Origin of the sequence: Rhodococcus sp. CH91, assembly GCF_022554085.1 — a bacterium.
GTDB lineage: Bacteria > Actinomycetota > Actinomycetes > Mycobacteriales > Mycobacteriaceae > Rhodococcus.
Window position 1 is genome coordinate 80,294 of sequence record NZ_JAKFYR010000004.1, and the last position, 15,501, is coordinate 95,794.

The following is a 15,501-nucleotide window of genomic DNA, read 5'->3' on the forward strand; positions in this document are numbered from 1 at the left end:
GCGAGGAGATCCGATGGCGAATCCGACAGTGGCCGACTTCCTGTTGCAGCGTCTGCGTGCATGGGAGGTCGACTACGTCTTCGGCTATCCCGGTGACGGCATCAACGGGATCCTCGCGGCCTGGACACGCGCGGGCAACGATCCGGTCTTCGTGCAGTCGCGTCACGAGGAGATGAGCGCGTTCGAGGCCGTCGGCTACGCGAAGTTCACGGGAAAGCCGGGGGTGTGCACGGCGACGTCCGGCCCCGGCGCGATCCATCTGCTCAACGGCCTGTACGACGCGAAACTCGATCACGTCCCGGTGGTCGCGATCGTGGGCCAGACCGACAGGTCGGCGATGGGCGGGTCGTATCAGCAGGAAGTGGACCTGCACACGCTGTACAAGGACGTCGCGTCGGCGTTCGTGGAGACCGTCACGGTGCCCGAACAGTTGCCGAACGTCCTCGACCGGGCGATGCGCACCGCGATCGCGTATCGCACGCCGACGGCGGTGATCATCCACGGCGACGTGCAGGAACTCGAATACTCACCGCCCGCCCACGAGTTCAAGATGGTGCCGTCGAGCATCGGTTTCGATCGTCCCCGCATCGCTCCCGACGACGAGGCGATCGCACGCGCCGCCGACGTACTCAACGCGGGGAACAAGGTCGCGATGCTCGTCGGCAGCGGTGCTCGCGGCGCCCGGCCGCAACTCGAGCAGGTCGCGGATCTGCTCGGCGCCGGGGCCGCGAAGGCGTTGCTGGGCAAGGACGTGCTGCCCGACGACCTGCCCTGGGTCACCGGATCGATCGGGCTGCTGGGAACCCGCCCCACCCACGAGATGATGACGGAGTGCGACACGCTGCTGATCGTCGGCTCGAGTCTCCCCTACAGCCAGTTCCTTCCGGAATACGAGCAGGCACGCAGCGTGCAGATCGACATCGACGCGCGCATGATCGGGATGCGCTATCCGAACGAGGTCAACCTCATGGCGGACGCCGCTGCGGCGCTCGACGCGCTCATCCCCCTGCTGCAACGCAAGCAGGACCGCTCGTGGCGGGAGGGCATCGAGAAGAACGTCGAACGCTGGTGGCGGACCATGCAGCAGCAGGCCGAGGTGGAGACGGAGTTCGTCAACCCCCTGCGGATGTTCGCAGAGGCATCGCCGCGTCTTCCCGAGGACGCGATCGTCACCGCCGATTCGGGGTCGGCTGCCAACTGGTACGCGCGGCAACTGCGGTTCCGCGGGGATATGCGCGGTTCCCTGTCGGGCACTCTCGCCACGATGGGGCCGGCCGTGCCGTACGGGATCGGTGCGAAGTTCGGGAATCCGGGTCGTCCGGTGATCGCCTTCGCCGGTGACGGCGCGATGCAGATGAACGGGATGGCCGAACTCATCACGATCCAGCGGTACTGGCAGCACTGGGCCGATCCCCGGCTGGTGGTCGCGATCCTCCACAACAACGACCTCAACCAGGTGACCTGGGAGATGCGCGCGATGGGTGGAGCCCCGAAGTTCGCCGAATCCCAGACACTTCCGGACGTCGACTACGCCGCCTTCGCGCGGAGCCTCGGACTCGGAGGCGAAACGGTCCGGGACACCGGAGAATTGGGGCCCGCCTGGGAGCGCGCCTTGGCGGCGGATCGGCCGACGGTGCTGGACGTGTACACCGACCCGGACATGCCGCCGATTCCCCCGCACGCGACCTGGGAACAATTCACCGATGTCGCCAAGGCCGTACTCGCAGGCGACGAGAACCGTTGGGGCTTCGTGAAACAGGGCGTCAAGACGAAACTGCAGGAATATCTGCCGGGCGACCGCCGGTGACGTCCTCGCCCGCGGCGAGGGAATGCGCCGCCGTCGCGACGCCGGACAGTGCCGCGACCGCGAGGTCGATGAACTCGTCGCGGGTGAGTTCCGGTGCGCGCAGCCAGGCGATCGTGGTGTCCTCCACGAACGCGATCCATCCACGCACCGCGAGGCGGACGGCCGGGGTGGGCTCGATACCGATGGCGGGCAGGTGCGCGACCGTGCGTTCGACCATGGCCGTGCGCGTGTCCTCGAAGACGGCGCGCATGTCGGGGTCGCCGCTGGTCGCGCCGCGCAGGATCGACACGTACATGTCGCGGCGTTGCGTGACGTAGTCGACGTACGCGACGAGCGTGCCCCGTAGCATCTCGAACGGCTCGAGGTCCTCGTCCGGCTCGGTGTACTCGACGAGATCCCGGCCGACGCACCGCACCAGTTCGACGTGATAGTCGTGCTTCGAGGCGAAGTAGTGGAACAGCAGCCCCCGCGAGACACCGGCACGTTCGGCGACCTCCTCCACGGAGATCTGTTCCAGCGGACGATCGGTGAGCAGGTCGAGTCCGCGATCGATCAGCTGGGCTCGGCGCTGCTCGGGATCGAGGCGGGTCCGGCGGGGTTCGGAACTGTCGTCTGCCACGACCCCATGCAAACACTCCTATTGAATTAGGGTCAACAACTGTTGACCAGGTCACGATGAGGCTCTAGCCTCAAATACATGAGTCTTCCGGTTACAGATACCGTCGCCGACGCGGAGATCCGTCAGGTCGACACCCTGATCATCGGCAGCGGGTTCGCCGGACTCGGCGCCGCCATCCGCCTGTCGCAGGAGGGAAAGGACTTCCTCGTCCTCGAACGCGCGTCCGAGGTGGGCGGCACCTGGCGCGACAACACCTATCCCGGCGCCGCGTGCGACGTGCCGTCCAACCTGTACTCGTACTCCTTCGCCCTCAATCCGGGGTGGACACGCTCGTTCTCCCCGCAACCCGAGATCCAGGCGTACATCCGCTCGGTGGCCGACCGGTACGACGTGCGACGCCGCACCGTCTTCGGCTGCGACGTGCAGTCCGCCCGATGGAACACCACGACCCATCGCTGGGACGTGACCGGCACGCGCGGCAGCTACAGTGCCCGCATCCTGATCTCGGCGGTCGGGGCCCTGTGCGAGCCGTCGTTGCCCGACATCGAGGGCATCACCGGATTCGAAGGCGAGATATTCCACTCCGCACGGTGGAACCACGACGCCGATCTCGCCGGCAAGCGGGTCGCCGTGATCGGCACCGGCGCCTCGGCCATCCAGATCGTGCCCGCCATCGCCGGCACCGTCGGCCGTCTCGACGTCTACCAGCGCACGGCACCGTGGGTGCTCCCCCGCTTCGATCGCGAGTACACCGCCGTCGAGAAGTTCGCCTTCCGCTACATCCCGGGCTTCCAGCGACTCTCGCGCGCCCTGCAGTACACCGCCCGTGAGACGCAGGTCGTCGGCCTCGCCAAGGCGCAGATCTTCATGAAGCCTCTCGAACTCGCGGCACGCTTCCAGGTGCGCCGGCAGATCTCCGACAAGGCCCTGCGGCGCAAGGTCACCCCGAACTACGGAATCGGCTGCAAGCGCATGCTGATCTCGAACAACTACTATCCGGCGCTGGACCGGCCGAACGTCGATCTCGTCACGGACGGCATCGCCCGGGTCACGCCGCGCGGCATCGTCACGAAGGACGGCACCGAGCGTGAGGTCGACGCGATCGTCGTCGCGACCGGCTTCCACGTCACCGACTCGCCCACCTTCGCCGGCATCTTCGGCAAGGACGGCCGCTCGCTGGCAGAGGTCTTCGACGAGACGGGCATGCAGGGTTACAAGGGCAGCACCGTCGCAGGATTCCCGAACCTGTTCTTCCTCGTGGGACCGAACACCGGGCTCGGCCACACCTCGATGGTGTACATGATCGAGTCGCAACTCGAATACGTCGTCGACGCGATCCGCACGATCGACCGCAACCGCATCGGCACGGTCGAGATCCGCGAGGACGTCCAGGACGAGTACAACCGCACCCTGCAGCGCGCCCTGCGTTCGAGTGTGTGGAGCAACGGTGGCTGCGCGAGTTGGTATCTCGACAAGCACGGCAACAACACCACGCTCTGGCCGGGTTTCACCTTCGAATTCCGCCGCATCACCCGGAACTTCGACCTCGACGCATACCGTAGCGTCGCCGAAGCGGATCTCCCCGTGACCACCGAACTTCCCGCGCACGAGCGCACCTCCCGAGAGGCAGCAGTCCGATGAGTGATGTCACTGGCCGAGTCGTCGTCGTCACGGGCGCGGGTTCCGGTATCGGGCGGGCTCTCGTGCTCGCCCTCGCGGCCGCGGGAGCCCGCCTGGCGATCTCGGATGTCGACACGGCCGGTCTCGAGGAGACGGCACGTCGTGCACGGGATCTCGGCGCCGAGGTGAGGGCCGATCATCTCGACGTCACCCAGCGCGAGAAGGTCCTCGAGTACGCCGAACAGATCGCCACCCACTTCGGTGCCGTCCACCAGGTGTACAACAACGCGGGTATCGCCTATCACGGCGACCTCGAACGCACCGAGTTCAAGGACATCGAACGGGTCATGGACGTCGACTTCTGGGGAGTCGTCAACGGCACCAAGGCGTTTCTGCCCTATCTCATCGCGTCCGGCGACGGTCACCTGATCAACGTCTCGAGTCTGTTCGGGCTGCTCAGCATCCCGGGTCAGGCCGCCTACAACTCGGCGAAGTTCGCGGTGCGCGGTTTCACCGAGGCCGTGCGCCAGGAGATGCTCGTCGCAGGGCATCCCGTGCAGGTCACCTGCGTCCACCCCGGGGGAATCAAGACCGCGATCGCCCGCAACGCCGCCGTTCCCGACGGGGAGGATCAGGCCACCTTCGCGGAGTTCTTCGACCGCAAGCTCGCGCGCACGACCCCGGAGAACGCGGCGAAGACCATCCTCACCGGTGTCCGCAAGAACAAGCCGCGGGTCCTGATCGGTGCCGATGCGAAACTGCTCGATGCCTTCGTGCGCATCGCCGGCCCGGCCTATCAGGGCGTCGTGGCGCGGGTGACCGGCCGCATCGTGCCCCGGAGCCGGGGATGACATGGGTTAGGCTGCGGCATGCCTGAGCTTCCGACCCCGCAGTTGTCGCCGCGGGTGGCGCGAACCGCCCTGCGTCCGCTCTTCCGCGTCATCCTGTCACCCCGATGGCCGTACACGACGCAGCGCCGCCTGCTCGAACTCGCCGCTCCGCTGCAGCGCCTCCCGAAGGACACGGTTGTACGCGACGTCCGTCTCGCGGGGCGGCCCGCCGAACGGGTCACCGTGGGAGCCACCGAACGGTCCACCGCGATCCTGTACCTGCACGGCGGTGCGTACACCGCCGGATCGCCGGCCACGCACCGTTCGCTCGCGGCCTATCTCGCCGCGGCAGCGGAATCCGTCGTGTACGTCCTCGACTATCGCCTCGCCCCGGAGCATCCCTATCCGGCGGCGCTCGACGACGCCGAGGCCGCCTATCTCGAACTCGTGAGCGAGCACGGATTCGAGGTCGGCGGCACCGCGATCGCCGGCGACTCGGCCGGTGGCGGGCTCACCGCCGCGACCGCGCACCGGCTCCGCACCCGACACGCGATCACCCCGCCCGCCCTCGGGCTACTGTCTCCGTGGACCGATCCGGCCTCCCGCGAGCTGCCCGACGTGAACGACGTCGTCATCAACAAGGGATGGGTCTACTCGTCGGCCGAGGCGTATCGGGGTCGGGCCGACCCCGCCGATCCCGGTTACGCACCCATGCACGCCGATCCCACCGGCCTGCCGCCGACCCTGATCCAGGTGGGTACCGAGGAGATGCTCTACCCGCAGGTGCGGCAGTACGCCGGGAAACTCCGAGCTGCGGGCGTGGATGTCACGCTCGTGGAGCAACCCGAACTGTGGCATGTCGCGCCGCTGCAGGCCTCCCTCGTTCCCGAGGCCGCGGCGGCGATCGACGACTTCGGTGGCTTCCTCCGGGCACACATGGGTGCCCACGCGGACTGAGTGAGGCCTCCCGGTCTCCGGTCAGGCGTGTTCGTCGATCCAGTCGCGAGCCACGGATCCGGGATCCTCACCCTCGTCGAGGCGTACCCGCAGTTCGGCGAGGTCGCTCGTGGTCAGTTCGCCCGCGATCGTCCGCAGGGCGTCGAGTTGAGCGTCGCCGAGCACGTTCTTGCGGAAGACCGGCACGACGTTCTGGGCCGGCAACACCGGCGCCGCCCGCTCGTCCCCGGCCTCCTCGTCCCGCTCGGTCCGGTCGGGAGCGTCCGCCACGGGGCTCACCGGCGATTGCGCGTCGGGATCCGCCAGTGCGGGGGAAGTCGTGGTGGCCCCGACGACGGTGCCGGGCTCCGATGCGGTGGCCGTGGCCCGCGCGTCGTCGATGCGCCGCACCTCGCGGGGACGGCAATCGGCGCGCTCGAGTGCGTCGAGCCCACCGGCGGATTCGAAACCGGGTGTGACTGCGACCGTGAGGTCGGCACAGTGCGGTACGAGATCGTCGACCTGCGTCGCCGACCACTCGTCGAGCAGGCTGCGGTCGGCGAGCAGCACAGCGCGGTTCTGCGCGGAGGCGTAGTCGGAGATGGTCAGCTCGTCGGGCAGCGCCCGCGCCAGAGCCGCGAAGACGTCCCCGGCGTCGGTCTGCTCGGCACCCGGGTCGTAGTACGCGAGGAGCCGGCCTGTGAAGCCGGGGATCAGGGTGACCTCGGCGGCGTCGAGGGCTGCGGACGGGTCGGCGATGCCGGACCGGACCTGCACGTCGATACCGGTGCCGCGCAGGACCTCCGCGTACAACCGGGCGAGCAGTTCCTCCTCGGGCTGCACCCCCGCCCCCACGACCACCGCCGACGACGGCGCCGCGTCGTCGAGGACCGGTGACGCACAGGCCTGGAGCAGACCCGAGGCCACGCATACGGTGAACACTGCCGCCACGACCGACCGGTTCCGTCCTGCTTCGTTCACCACGGCGGTCATTGTCGCCTACCCCTCGCGACAGCGGGCACCCGCCCACCACCGACATGCCGAACGCCCCGATCCGGAACCCTCGTGCGGTTCGGAGCGGGGCGCTCGGTGCGATCTCGCCGGGAGATACCTCCCTATGCCGTGACACCTTCCGCCCTCGCCGCGGCCGCGACGGCCTCGGCGACAGCAGGTGCGACGCGCGGATCGAGCGGGCTCGGGACGATCCTGTCCGCGGCCAATTCGTCACCGACGACCGAGAGGATGGCCTCGGCGGCGGCGAGTTTCATGCCCTCGGTGATCCGGCGGGCACCGGCATCGAGTGCCCCCTTGAACACACCGGGGAACGCCAGCACGTTGTTGATCTGGTTCGGGAAGTCGCTGCGGCCGGTCGCGACGATCGCGGCGTGCTTGTGGGCGATATCGGGGTGGATCTCCGGATCCGGGTTGGACATCGCGAAAATGACGGCGTTGTCGGCCATGGTCGCCACGATCTCCTCGGGAACGGTGCCCGAGGACACGCCGAGATAGACGTCGGCACCGTCGAGGGCTTCGGCGATGCCGCCCTTGCGCCCTGCGGGATTGGTGCGGGCCGCGAGGTCGGACTTGATGTCGCCGAGATCGGAACGGTCGGCGGAGATGATGCCCTTGGAATCGAGCACCACCACGTCCTGTGCGCCCGCGGCGAGCAGGATGTTAGTGCAGGCCACGCCCGCGGCGCCCGCACCGGAGATCACGATGCGGAGGTCGGCGATCTCACGCTGCTGCACCTTCAGCGCGCCCTTGAGCGCGGCGAGGGCGACGATGGCGGTGCCGTGCTGGTCGTCGTGCATGACGGGGCAGTCGAGCGCCTCGACGACCCGCTTCTCGATCTCGAAGCAGCGCGGGGCGGAGATGTCCTCGAGGTTGACCGCGCCGAAGGAGGGGCGCAGCCGGATCAGGGTCTCGACGATCTCGTCGGGATCGGTGGTGTCGAGGACCAGCGGAATGGAGTTCAGGCCCGCGAACTTCTTGAACAGCGCGGACTTGCCTTCCATGACCGGAAGCGAGGCGCGCGGCCCGATGTCGCCGAGGCCGAGCACGGCCGTTCCGTCGGACACCACGACGACGAGGCGGTTGGTCCAGGTGTAGCGATCGACGAGGGTCTCGTCGGAGGCGATGGCACGGCAGACCTGGGCGACGCCGGGGGTGTACGCGATGGACAGATCACGCTGGGTCTCGAGCGGGGACGTGAGCTCTACGGACAGCTTGCCGTCCTGATGGCTCTGGAAGATCTCCTCGTCCGTCAACTCGACCTTCTGAGGGGTAGGTGCATCAGACACAATTGACACGATGACACTCCTGCGTGTTCCGAGCCGGCATTCGGACTCGGTTGCTGCGAAGTGACTGCAGTTCAATAACTTTCGTACGCACGCGTATCGATCTGCAGCGCTTCGCCAAGGACATTGGGGTGAAGCTTCCGGGCGCGATCACGGTTACCGCTGTACTACGTTGTACGACTTCCGGAACGTGATGGAGCCGGGGCGGGTGGCCCTGGCGTCGAGCCCTGGGTGATCGAGCCCTGGGTGGGTCTGCCATCCTTCGTCCGACCCGGGGGTACTCCGGCTTCGGATTGCCGCAAGTTTGCCACCTTCGCAGACGAACAATCAAATCGGTATCGATTGCGAAGGTCTCACCGTTTTGTTGCCTCACCTGTGAGTTTACGTGTCACGACCGGTGCACGATCGTGTCGTCCGCGGAATCTCTGCAGTTACACGACGGCTACCGACGGGTAGCCCCGGCGTCGCCCGGGACCGTCATCCCCACCACTGCGTGAGCATCAGAATCGATGCAGTGAAGATCACCACAGTGCTCGACAGGAGCGCGGTGGCGCCGTACCGGCGATCGGCGGTGATCTGGGCGGCCACCGCCACGAGCGCCGCCACCACGTGCGAGGCCACCGAGGTCGTGCCCGGCCCGGGAAAGCCCCGATCTCCCGCGAGATACTGGGCGACGCACACCACGACCGTCAGGACGATCACCGCCGCGCAGACGACCCCCGAGACCGCCCGGCCGATCCGTACCGTCACACCCGCACGACGCGGTGCGGAGGCGTGCGGATCCGTGTAGTAGTAGTCCTCGTCGTCGTACGATGCGTCGTAGTACTCACTGCTGTAGTAGCTTTCGCCGTTCCGGGGTCCGTACTGCCCATCCGGATACTGCGCTCCCCACCGCCTCATCCCGCGACCACCTCCACGCCGGTCGCCCGGTCGAGCAGCGCCTCGTAGGCCGACGGAGCGGTGGTGAACCGGCCGAGCGGCACGTCCTTGTTGCCACCGTGATAGTCGGAGGACCCCGTGACGATCACCCCGAGACTCAATGCGAGATCCTTCATCGTCCGCGCGTCCTCCTCGCTGTGGTCGGGGTGATCGGCCTCGACTCCCCCGAGCCCGAGCTCGGCGAGCTCCTCGATGTGATCGAGGGCGAGGATCCGGCCACGTGCCCGCGCCCGGGCGTGCGCCACCACCGTCACGCCTCCGGCGGCCGTCACCATCTTCACGGCATCGGCGAGCGGCGTGTCGGCCTTCGGAACGTAGTAGCGGCCACGTGGGGACAACAGGTCCGTGAAGGCATCACCCACCGTGGGGACCACCCCGGCCGTGACGAGCGCCCGCGCCAGGTGCGGGCGTCCCGCGGCCGGGCCCGCCGAAGCGAGCACCGCGTCGACGTCGATGGGCAGACCGTCCTCGGCCATCCGCCGGCCCATCGCGCGGATCCGGGACACCCGTTCGCCCCGCAGACGCTCGAGTTCGGCGACGAAGACCGGATCGTGCGGATCGAACAGATAGGCCAGCAGGTGCACCGCCACCGGCGCTCCGTCCTCGCCGCGCCCGGTGCAGGACATCTCCATCCCTCGCACGAGCCGCAAGCCGGACGGCAGGGCGGCGACGGCCTCGCCCCATCCCGCGGTCGTGTCGTGGTCGGTCAGGGCCACCACGTCCAGACCTGCCGCGGCGGCGGCACGGACGAGTTCCGCAGGGCCGTCGGTACCGTCCGATGCGGTCGAATGGGTGTGGAGATCGATGCGCACGCTCCCCAGTCTGTCAGGTCGACGGGCTAGCATGGCGAAGCTACCCGGGGCGTCTCGAGGAAGGGAGAACATGCCGCATATGCCCTCCCGAGCCACCCGTCGCGCGTCCGCGGCAGGTCGCCCGGATGCTGCTCCTCCGATCCGCCCGTCCTCGGCCGAGAGTGCCGTCGTCGATTGCGCGGTCTACGTCGACGGGCGGCGACTTCCCGGCCCGTTCACCCACGAGGACGCCCTCGCCGAGGTACGCCGGCGTGGCTCCGGTTTCGTGTGGCTCGGCCTGCACCACCCCGACGAGCACCAGATGGCGAGCGTCGCACGCACCTTCGGCCTGCACGAATTGATGGTCGAGGACGCCGTCCACGCCCACCAGCGCCCGAAACTCGAACGCTACGACAACGTGCTGTTCCTGGTGCTGCGGACCGTCAGCTATGTCGAGCACGAGTCGGTCACCACCACCAAGGACATCGTCGAGACCGGCGAGATCATGTTGTTCACCGGCCCCGACTTCGTCGTCAGCGTGCGCCACGGCGATCACTCCGCCCTGGCGGAGGTCCGCAAGCGCCTCGAGGACGACCCGGAGCACCTCGTGCGAGGGCCCGCCACGGTGCTCCACGCGATCGCCGACCACGTCGTCGACTCGTATCTCGCGGTCACCACGGCCGTCCAGCCGGACGTCGACGATCTGGAAGAGCTCGTGTTCACACCGAGCACCCGTATCGCGGTCGAGCAGATCTACATGCTCAAGCGGGAGATCGTGGAACTGCGCCGCGCGGTGCTGCCGCTCGCCGAGCCGTTGCAGCAGTTGATCCGCTCCCCCGGCAACCCGGTCCCCAAGGACATCCGGCGCTACTTCCGCGACGTCGCGGACCACCACACGACGGTCTCCGATCGCATCGCCGCCTTCGACGAGACGCTCAGCACGCTCCTCGACGCCGCGATCGCGAAGATCACCGTGCAGCAGAACACCGACATGCGCCGGATCTCGGCGTGGGTCGCCATCGCCGCGGTCCCCACGATGATCGCCGGCATCTACGGCATGAACTTCGAGCGCATGCCGGAACTGCAATGGGAATACGGCTATTACGTCGTGATCGGCGCCATCCTGGCGATCACCGTCGCGCTGTTCGTCACCTTCCGTCGCAACAAGTGGCTGTGACCACCGGACTCGCAGAACACCTCTCCTCGACCGCGCCCTCGGCCCGGGCGCGCCGTCGCGTGCTCGTCGTGGCCCTCGTCCTCGTGCTGATCCAGACGGCCGTCCGTGCAGCAGTGGTCTTCACGGGCGAGTTCTACTGGGACGATCTCATTCTCGCCGGACGCGCGGGATCGTACCCGTTGTTCTCGGACGCCTTCCTGCGCTACGACCACGACGGGCACTTCATGCCCGCGGCCTTCCTCGTGGCGGGCATCGCCACGGCGATCGCGCCGCTGGAGTGGTGGCCCGCCGCGATCTCGCTCGTGCTCGGGCAGCTGCTGGCATCGCTCGCGGTGGTGCGGGTGCTGTGGTTGCTGCTCGGACCACGCCGCGCCCTGTGGGGTCCGTTGCTGTTCTACCTCCTCACCCCGCTGACGCTGCCCGCCTTCGCGTGGTGGGCGGCCGGCCTGAACGCCCTGCCGCTGCAGGCGGCACTGGCCTGGGTCGCCGGGGATGCCCTGCAGTACGGCCGGACCGGGCGCCGGCGTCACCTCGTGAGCGCGGTCGTCGTCACGGCGGTGGCACTGGCGTTCTTCGAGAAGTCGGTCGTCGTACCGTTCGTGGCGTTCGCGACGGTCGCGCTCGTCTCCCACGTCGACGGCATCCGACGTCCGATCCGTCACGCATGGAGGCAGGCCCGCCCGCTGTGGATCTCCTCGGCGGCGGTACTGCTCGTGTGGGCGGCCGGGTACGCAGCGGTGGTCACGTCGCGGTTCGGGGTGCCGCCGTGGTCCATGGTGGCCGGGCTGACGCACCACGGTCTGTCCTACGGCTTCGTCCCCTCCCTCCTGGGCGGACCGTGGCTGTGGGAGCGCTGGAACCCCAGCCCGCCGTGGGCCGACCCCCCGCTCGTACTCGTCGTCGTCTCCTGGCTCGTCCTGGTGCTCGCGGCGGTGTGGACCCTGCGCCGCAGGGAACGCACCGGGCCGGTGTGGATCGCGATGAGCGCGTACGTGCTGGCCTCGCTCGTAGCGATGATCAGCACCCGTTTCGGCCCGGACACCACCTACGAACTCGCCCGGACGCTGCGGTACTTCGCCGACTCGGCCGTCGTCGTCGCGATCGCGGCCGCCGTGGTGCTGCGCGCCCCGGAACGCGGAGCGCCGTTGCGTGCCCGGCACGTCCGCGCAGCGGCGACGCTGACGTGTACGGCGATCTTCACCGCCGGCTCGCTGTGGTCGACGCTGACGTTCGCGCGCAGCTGGTCGGACAACCCGACCGGCGACTATCTGGCAGCGGCGAAGACGGCACTCACCGCGCGACCCGACGACGCCGTGCTCGACCATCCGGTATCGGTGTGGGTGCTGCTGCCGGTCACCTACCCGCACAATCTGGTGGGATCGGTCTTCTCGGCGCTGCCCGGCCGCTCCGAGATCGGTGATCACACCACCGACCTGTGGGTGCTCGACGATCACGGAGACCGGGCGGACGCCGCTCTTCTGCCGTTGCGGGCCGTACTGCCGGGAACGGTCCCGGACTGTGGTCACCGCGTCACGAGCGAGAGCGTCACCGCCCTTCCACTCGACTCCCCGGCGGGCGACTGGGAGTGGACCGTCCAGGTGAACTACCGGTCCTCCGCGGACGACACCCTCGAGATCGGTTTCCCCGGCCACGAGAGCGCCACCGTCCCCGTCACGGAGGGACTGGGCACGGTGTACGTCCGGCTCTCGGGCGACGGACCGGCCCTGCAGGCCCGTGCGTCCACGGCTGGCACCACCGTATGTCTCGGGGGCGGAGCACTCGGGGTCGTCGTACCCGAGGGCTGATCACCGTCGGATTCCGTCAGGAAGGCGGAGCGAAGTGGACGCGGTGGTCCCCGGCCCCGGGCGCGGCAAAGTCCAGCAGCCGCATTCCCTCGGCTTCGAGCGCCGAGCGATCGGACGCGATGATCGTCCGCCAGGATGTCACCTCGACGGTGCCGGTCTTCTCGTCGGTGGTCACTCGTGCGCTGCCGGCGACCGTCCCGTCGACGAGAACCGCCGCCGGGACGATACCGTTCTTCGACACGATGCGCGTGCGGTGTTCCTCGGCGACGAATCGGGTGCGGTCGGCATGCGAGAGCAAGACGTTGTCGAACGGTGCGAGGATCCGCACGGGTGCGGGAGTCGACGGGTCGGGGCGCGGGGCGTCCGGCAGGTCGAACAGTTCCACACCGCGTTCGTCACGGAAGGTCGCCAGTCGCGGCCGGAGACGCTCGAAGATCTCCGTGAGCCGGGTCAGGCCGCACCAGGCCTGCGCGTCCCGGACGCTCGCAGGACCGAACGCCGCGAGGTACCGCAGGACGAACGTCTCGGGAGTGACGAGACCGTCCGGTGGCGGACCCACCCACACGTCGAGGTGAGCCAGACGTGGCCGGCCCGAGCGACCCCACAGGCCTCGCGGGGGCACCTGCACGAGGGGAAGCAGGCATCGCGCCGCGCGGGCGAGCGCTGCGGGATCGTGCCCGGGAAATCGCTCGGCGAGCAGTCGTCCGAGGTCTGCCGGACTCTCCGCTCGCGCCGCGAGGATCTCACCCACGCTCGCCTCGAACTCGGCGCGATCGAGGCCCCGCTCACCGGAAGAACCGGCCGGGCCGGTGCCGGCATAGCGGTCGAGCACCGGTTGCACCCACGATCGCAGTGCGTGAGCATCGGCCGCGGACACCGCGAAGACGGTGCCGCGCATCAGTGCGATCCGGACGACGGCGCGCGATTCCACCAGCGCGGCGAGCATGTCCGGACGGAAGTCGCGAAGGCGGGTCCACAGCGCGTAGTAGGGCGGCAGTGGTGCCTGTGCCTGAAGGCCCACCAGGTGCTCGATCATGGTGGAGGGGTCCACGTCGCTGCGGCGCAACAGGTGCTGGCGCGCGAGCGTCGCGCGTCCGAGTGCGCGATCCGTCAGGCTCCCGGTGGTCACACCGCACGATCGCACGATGCGCGTGAGATCGCTACAGCCGCGCCTGCGCCCGTCGCGGGTCGGACAGGTCGATGCCCGCTTCCTGCCAGGCCTCCCGCAGCGCGTCGGTGCCCTTCAGTCTCTTCCACGCCGCCTCGGTGCCGGTGATCGGGCGGGCCTCGAAGAAGCGCACCGGATCGGACGGCTCGGGCAACTCCAGCTCCGGGACCTCGGCCGCTTCGAGCAGTACCGCGGTGAACGGGGCGCCGTCCCACAGCGGTTCACCGAGATCGAGCAGGGCGTCGTCGGTGAGGACGACACCCTCCACCGCGGGCAACGCCGCGAGCACCGCGAGAGTGCGGTGGACGCCGGCCGTGATGCCCTCGTTGTCGCGCAGGCTCAGAAGCAGTTCCGCCCGCGGTCCCCGCGTCGGATCCGCGACCATGTCCGTCGGATCACCCATCGGATGCCGCGAACACCCGAGCGTCGCGTACCGCAGGAACTCGCCTCCGCGGAAGCGGAGGACCTCGATCGGTTCGAGGCCGAGGAAAGTCACCGAGGCAGACTCCGGATCCGGACCACCCGGCACGGACAGGTGTTCGGTGAGGTGGGCGCGAACTGCGGACAGGACTGCATCGGTCACCCCTGCAATGTAGCGCCCGGCTCCCACATGCGGTTCCCACCCGGACGTCCGCGGCGCCCGGTACCGTCGAAGCGTGGTTCGTGACACCGGTTTTCCGGTCTCCGACGCCGGCGACGATTTCGCCCGACAGCGCCGGCGCGCCGAATACGCCCGGCTGATCGCGTGGCTGCGCCGCGAACCCTCCGACGTCAACACCGTGCTGCCCTTCGACGACGTCGTCGCCGCACTCGGCCGGGTCGGGGAACGCCGTCTCGGGCTCCGGATCATCGAGGTCGCCTCGATCGTCGGCAGCGTCGACCGCAGCGAGGACTTCGACCGGCGGTTCCGGCCCACCTCCTCCCGTCTGCGCGCACGGTGGGAGCGCATCGCTACCGCGCGTCGCCGCGGTGAGCCGATGCCTCCGATCTCCGTGTACCGGGTCGGGTCGATGCACTTCGTGCAGGACGGGCACCACCGGGTCTCGATCGCATACGCGCAGGGCGACCGCACCATCGACGCGTACGTCACCGAGATCGTCACGAAGGTACCGGCAGAGGGCATCACCGGCCGGCCGGATCTCGTGCACAAGGACCACTTCCGGATGTTCCTCGCCAGGGTTCCCCTGCACGGCCCCGCTCAGGACGCGATCCGTGTCTCCGACCCGTGGGGATACGCCGAACTGGCCGAGGCCGTCGAGGCGTGGGGTTTCCGGCTCATCCAGGAACTCGGGGTCCATCTCACCCGCGAGGACGTCGCGCGCCGCTGGTACGAGGAGGAGTTCGTCCCCGTCGTCGCCATGGCACGCACCGCCGGCATACTGCCCTCGCGCACCGACGCCGAGGTGTATCTGTGGATCGCCGGCGAACGGTACCGTCTGGTGCGGCGCCACGTGTGGAACGAGGAGATCGTCGACGAACTCCGGGGGCGCGCGCCCCGCTGAGGCGTACCGG

At 68.8% G+C, this 15,501-nt stretch carries 14 protein-coding genes; 7 read left to right on the forward strand and 7 right to left on the reverse strand.

Features of this window, described 5'->3' with window-relative positions:
- Positions 1-13: 13 nt before the first annotated feature.
- Complete coding sequence (locus tag MOM01_RS09600; RefSeq protein WP_241385196.1) at positions 14-1,807, forward strand: thiamine pyrophosphate-requiring protein; 1,794 nt, start codon at positions 14-16, stop codon at positions 1,805-1,807.
- Here the strand turns inward: MOM01_RS09600 and MOM01_RS09605 are convergent.
- The gene (locus tag MOM01_RS09605) at positions 1,764-2,426 is read right to left on the reverse strand and encodes a TetR/AcrR family transcriptional regulator (RefSeq protein WP_241385197.1); all 663 of its coding nucleotides are present in this window, start codon (positions 2,424-2,426) and stop codon (positions 1,764-1,766) included. The two genes, MOM01_RS09600 and MOM01_RS09605, sit on opposite strands and share 44 nt — an antisense overlap.
- Before the next feature lie 78 nt (positions 2,427-2,504).
- Here MOM01_RS09605 and MOM01_RS09610 point away from each other — a divergent pair, with 78 nt between their 5' ends.
- Genes MOM01_RS09610 through MOM01_RS09620 form a run of 3 tightly spaced genes read left to right on the forward strand, consistent with a single transcriptional unit; the run spans position 2,505 to position 5,833 of the window.
- A complete protein-coding gene (locus MOM01_RS09610) occupies positions 2,505-4,067 on the forward strand; it encodes a flavin-containing monooxygenase (protein WP_241385198.1) in 1,563 nt (520 codons plus the stop codon).
- Complete coding sequence (locus MOM01_RS09615; RefSeq protein ID WP_241385199.1) at positions 4,064-4,897, forward strand: SDR family NAD(P)-dependent oxidoreductase; 834 nt, start codon at positions 4,064-4,066, stop codon at positions 4,895-4,897. The genes MOM01_RS09610 and MOM01_RS09615 overlap by 4 nt, the downstream gene beginning before the upstream one ends.
- A gap of 18 nt (positions 4,898-4,915) precedes the next feature.
- The gene (locus tag MOM01_RS09620; protein WP_241385200.1) at positions 4,916-5,833 is read left to right on the forward strand and encodes an alpha/beta hydrolase; all 918 of its coding nucleotides are present in this window, start codon (positions 4,916-4,918) and stop codon (positions 5,831-5,833) included.
- 21 nt (positions 5,834-5,854) lie between these two features.
- Here MOM01_RS09620 and MOM01_RS09625 read toward each other — a convergent pair whose 3' ends face one another.
- The 4 genes from MOM01_RS09625 to MOM01_RS09640 form a co-directional block, all read right to left on the reverse strand.
- Positions 5,855-6,805: a glycine betaine ABC transporter substrate-binding protein gene (locus MOM01_RS09625; protein WP_241385201.1), complete on the reverse strand. Its 951-nt coding sequence runs from the start codon at positions 6,803-6,805 to the stop codon at positions 5,855-5,857.
- 122 nt (positions 6,806-6,927) lie between these two features.
- Positions 6,928-8,121, reverse strand: a complete 1,194-nt coding sequence (locus MOM01_RS09630) for an NAD(P)-dependent malic enzyme (RefSeq protein WP_241385202.1) — start codon at positions 8,119-8,121, stop codon at positions 6,928-6,930.
- Positions 8,122-8,586: 465 nt separating this feature from the next.
- Positions 8,587-9,009, reverse strand: coding sequence for a hypothetical protein (locus MOM01_RS09635; RefSeq protein ID WP_241385203.1), 423 nt, complete (start codon positions 9,007-9,009; stop codon positions 8,587-8,589).
- Positions 9,006-9,860 (reverse strand): PHP domain-containing protein, encoded by an 855-nt coding sequence (locus MOM01_RS09640; RefSeq protein WP_241385204.1) that lies wholly within the window; start codon positions 9,858-9,860, stop codon positions 9,006-9,008. The genes MOM01_RS09635 and MOM01_RS09640 overlap by 4 nt, the downstream gene beginning before the upstream one ends.
- Positions 9,861-9,930: 70 nt before the next feature.
- On the opposite strand from MOM01_RS09640, the gene MOM01_RS09645 reads away from it, so the two are divergent.
- Both MOM01_RS09645 and MOM01_RS09650 read left to right on the forward strand, forming a co-directional pair.
- Positions 9,931-11,016, forward strand: a complete 1,086-nt coding sequence (locus MOM01_RS09645) for a magnesium and cobalt transport protein CorA (RefSeq protein ID WP_241385205.1) — start codon at positions 9,931-9,933, stop codon at positions 11,014-11,016.
- Positions 11,013-12,821 (forward strand): hypothetical protein, encoded by a 1,809-nt coding sequence (locus MOM01_RS09650; protein WP_241385206.1) that lies wholly within the window; start codon positions 11,013-11,015, stop codon positions 12,819-12,821. Before MOM01_RS09645 ends, MOM01_RS09650 begins: the two co-directional genes overlap by 4 nt.
- A gap of 16 nt (positions 12,822-12,837) precedes the next feature.
- On the opposite strand, the gene MOM01_RS09655 is transcribed toward MOM01_RS09650, so the two are convergent.
- A complete protein-coding gene (locus tag MOM01_RS09655; protein ID WP_241385207.1) occupies positions 12,838-13,950 on the reverse strand; it encodes a winged helix DNA-binding domain-containing protein in 1,113 nt (370 codons plus the stop codon).
- A 31-nt stretch (positions 13,951-13,981) separates the two neighbouring features.
- Positions 13,982-14,572: a suppressor of fused domain protein gene (locus tag MOM01_RS09660; RefSeq protein WP_241385208.1), complete on the reverse strand. Its 591-nt coding sequence runs from the start codon at positions 14,570-14,572 to the stop codon at positions 13,982-13,984.
- 73 nt (positions 14,573-14,645) lie between these two features.
- Here MOM01_RS09660 and MOM01_RS09665 point away from each other — a divergent pair, with 73 nt between their 5' ends.
- Positions 14,646-15,491, forward strand: coding sequence for a chromosome partitioning protein ParB (locus tag MOM01_RS09665; protein WP_241385209.1), 846 nt, complete (start codon positions 14,646-14,648; stop codon positions 15,489-15,491).
- Positions 15,492-15,501 lie beyond the last annotated feature (10 nt).

Excerpts from the sequence above, each read along its gene's own strand:
- MOM01_RS09600 (WP_241385196.1), top strand. The coding sequence starts at position 14 with ATGGCGAATCCGACAGTGGCCGACTTCCTGTTGCAGCGTCTGCGTGCA.
- MOM01_RS09610 (WP_241385198.1), top strand. The coding sequence starts at position 2,505 with ATGAGTCTTCCGGTTACAGATACCGTCGCCGACGCGGAGATCCGTCAG.
- MOM01_RS09615 (WP_241385199.1), top strand. The coding sequence starts at position 4,064 with ATGAGTGATGTCACTGGCCGAGTCGTCGTCGTCACGGGCGCGGGTTCC.
- MOM01_RS09620 (WP_241385200.1), top strand. The coding sequence starts at position 4,916 with ATGCCTGAGCTTCCGACCCCGCAGTTGTCGCCGCGGGTGGCGCGAACC.
- MOM01_RS09625 (WP_241385201.1), bottom strand. The coding sequence starts at position 6,805 with ATGACCGCCGTGGTGAACGAAGCAGGACGGAACCGGTCGGTCGTGGCG.
- MOM01_RS09635 (WP_241385203.1), bottom strand. The coding sequence starts at position 9,009 with ATGAGGCGGTGGGGAGCGCAGTATCCGGATGGGCAGTACGGACCCCGG.
- MOM01_RS09645 (WP_241385205.1), top strand. The coding sequence starts at position 9,931 with ATGCCGCATATGCCCTCCCGAGCCACCCGTCGCGCGTCCGCGGCAGGT.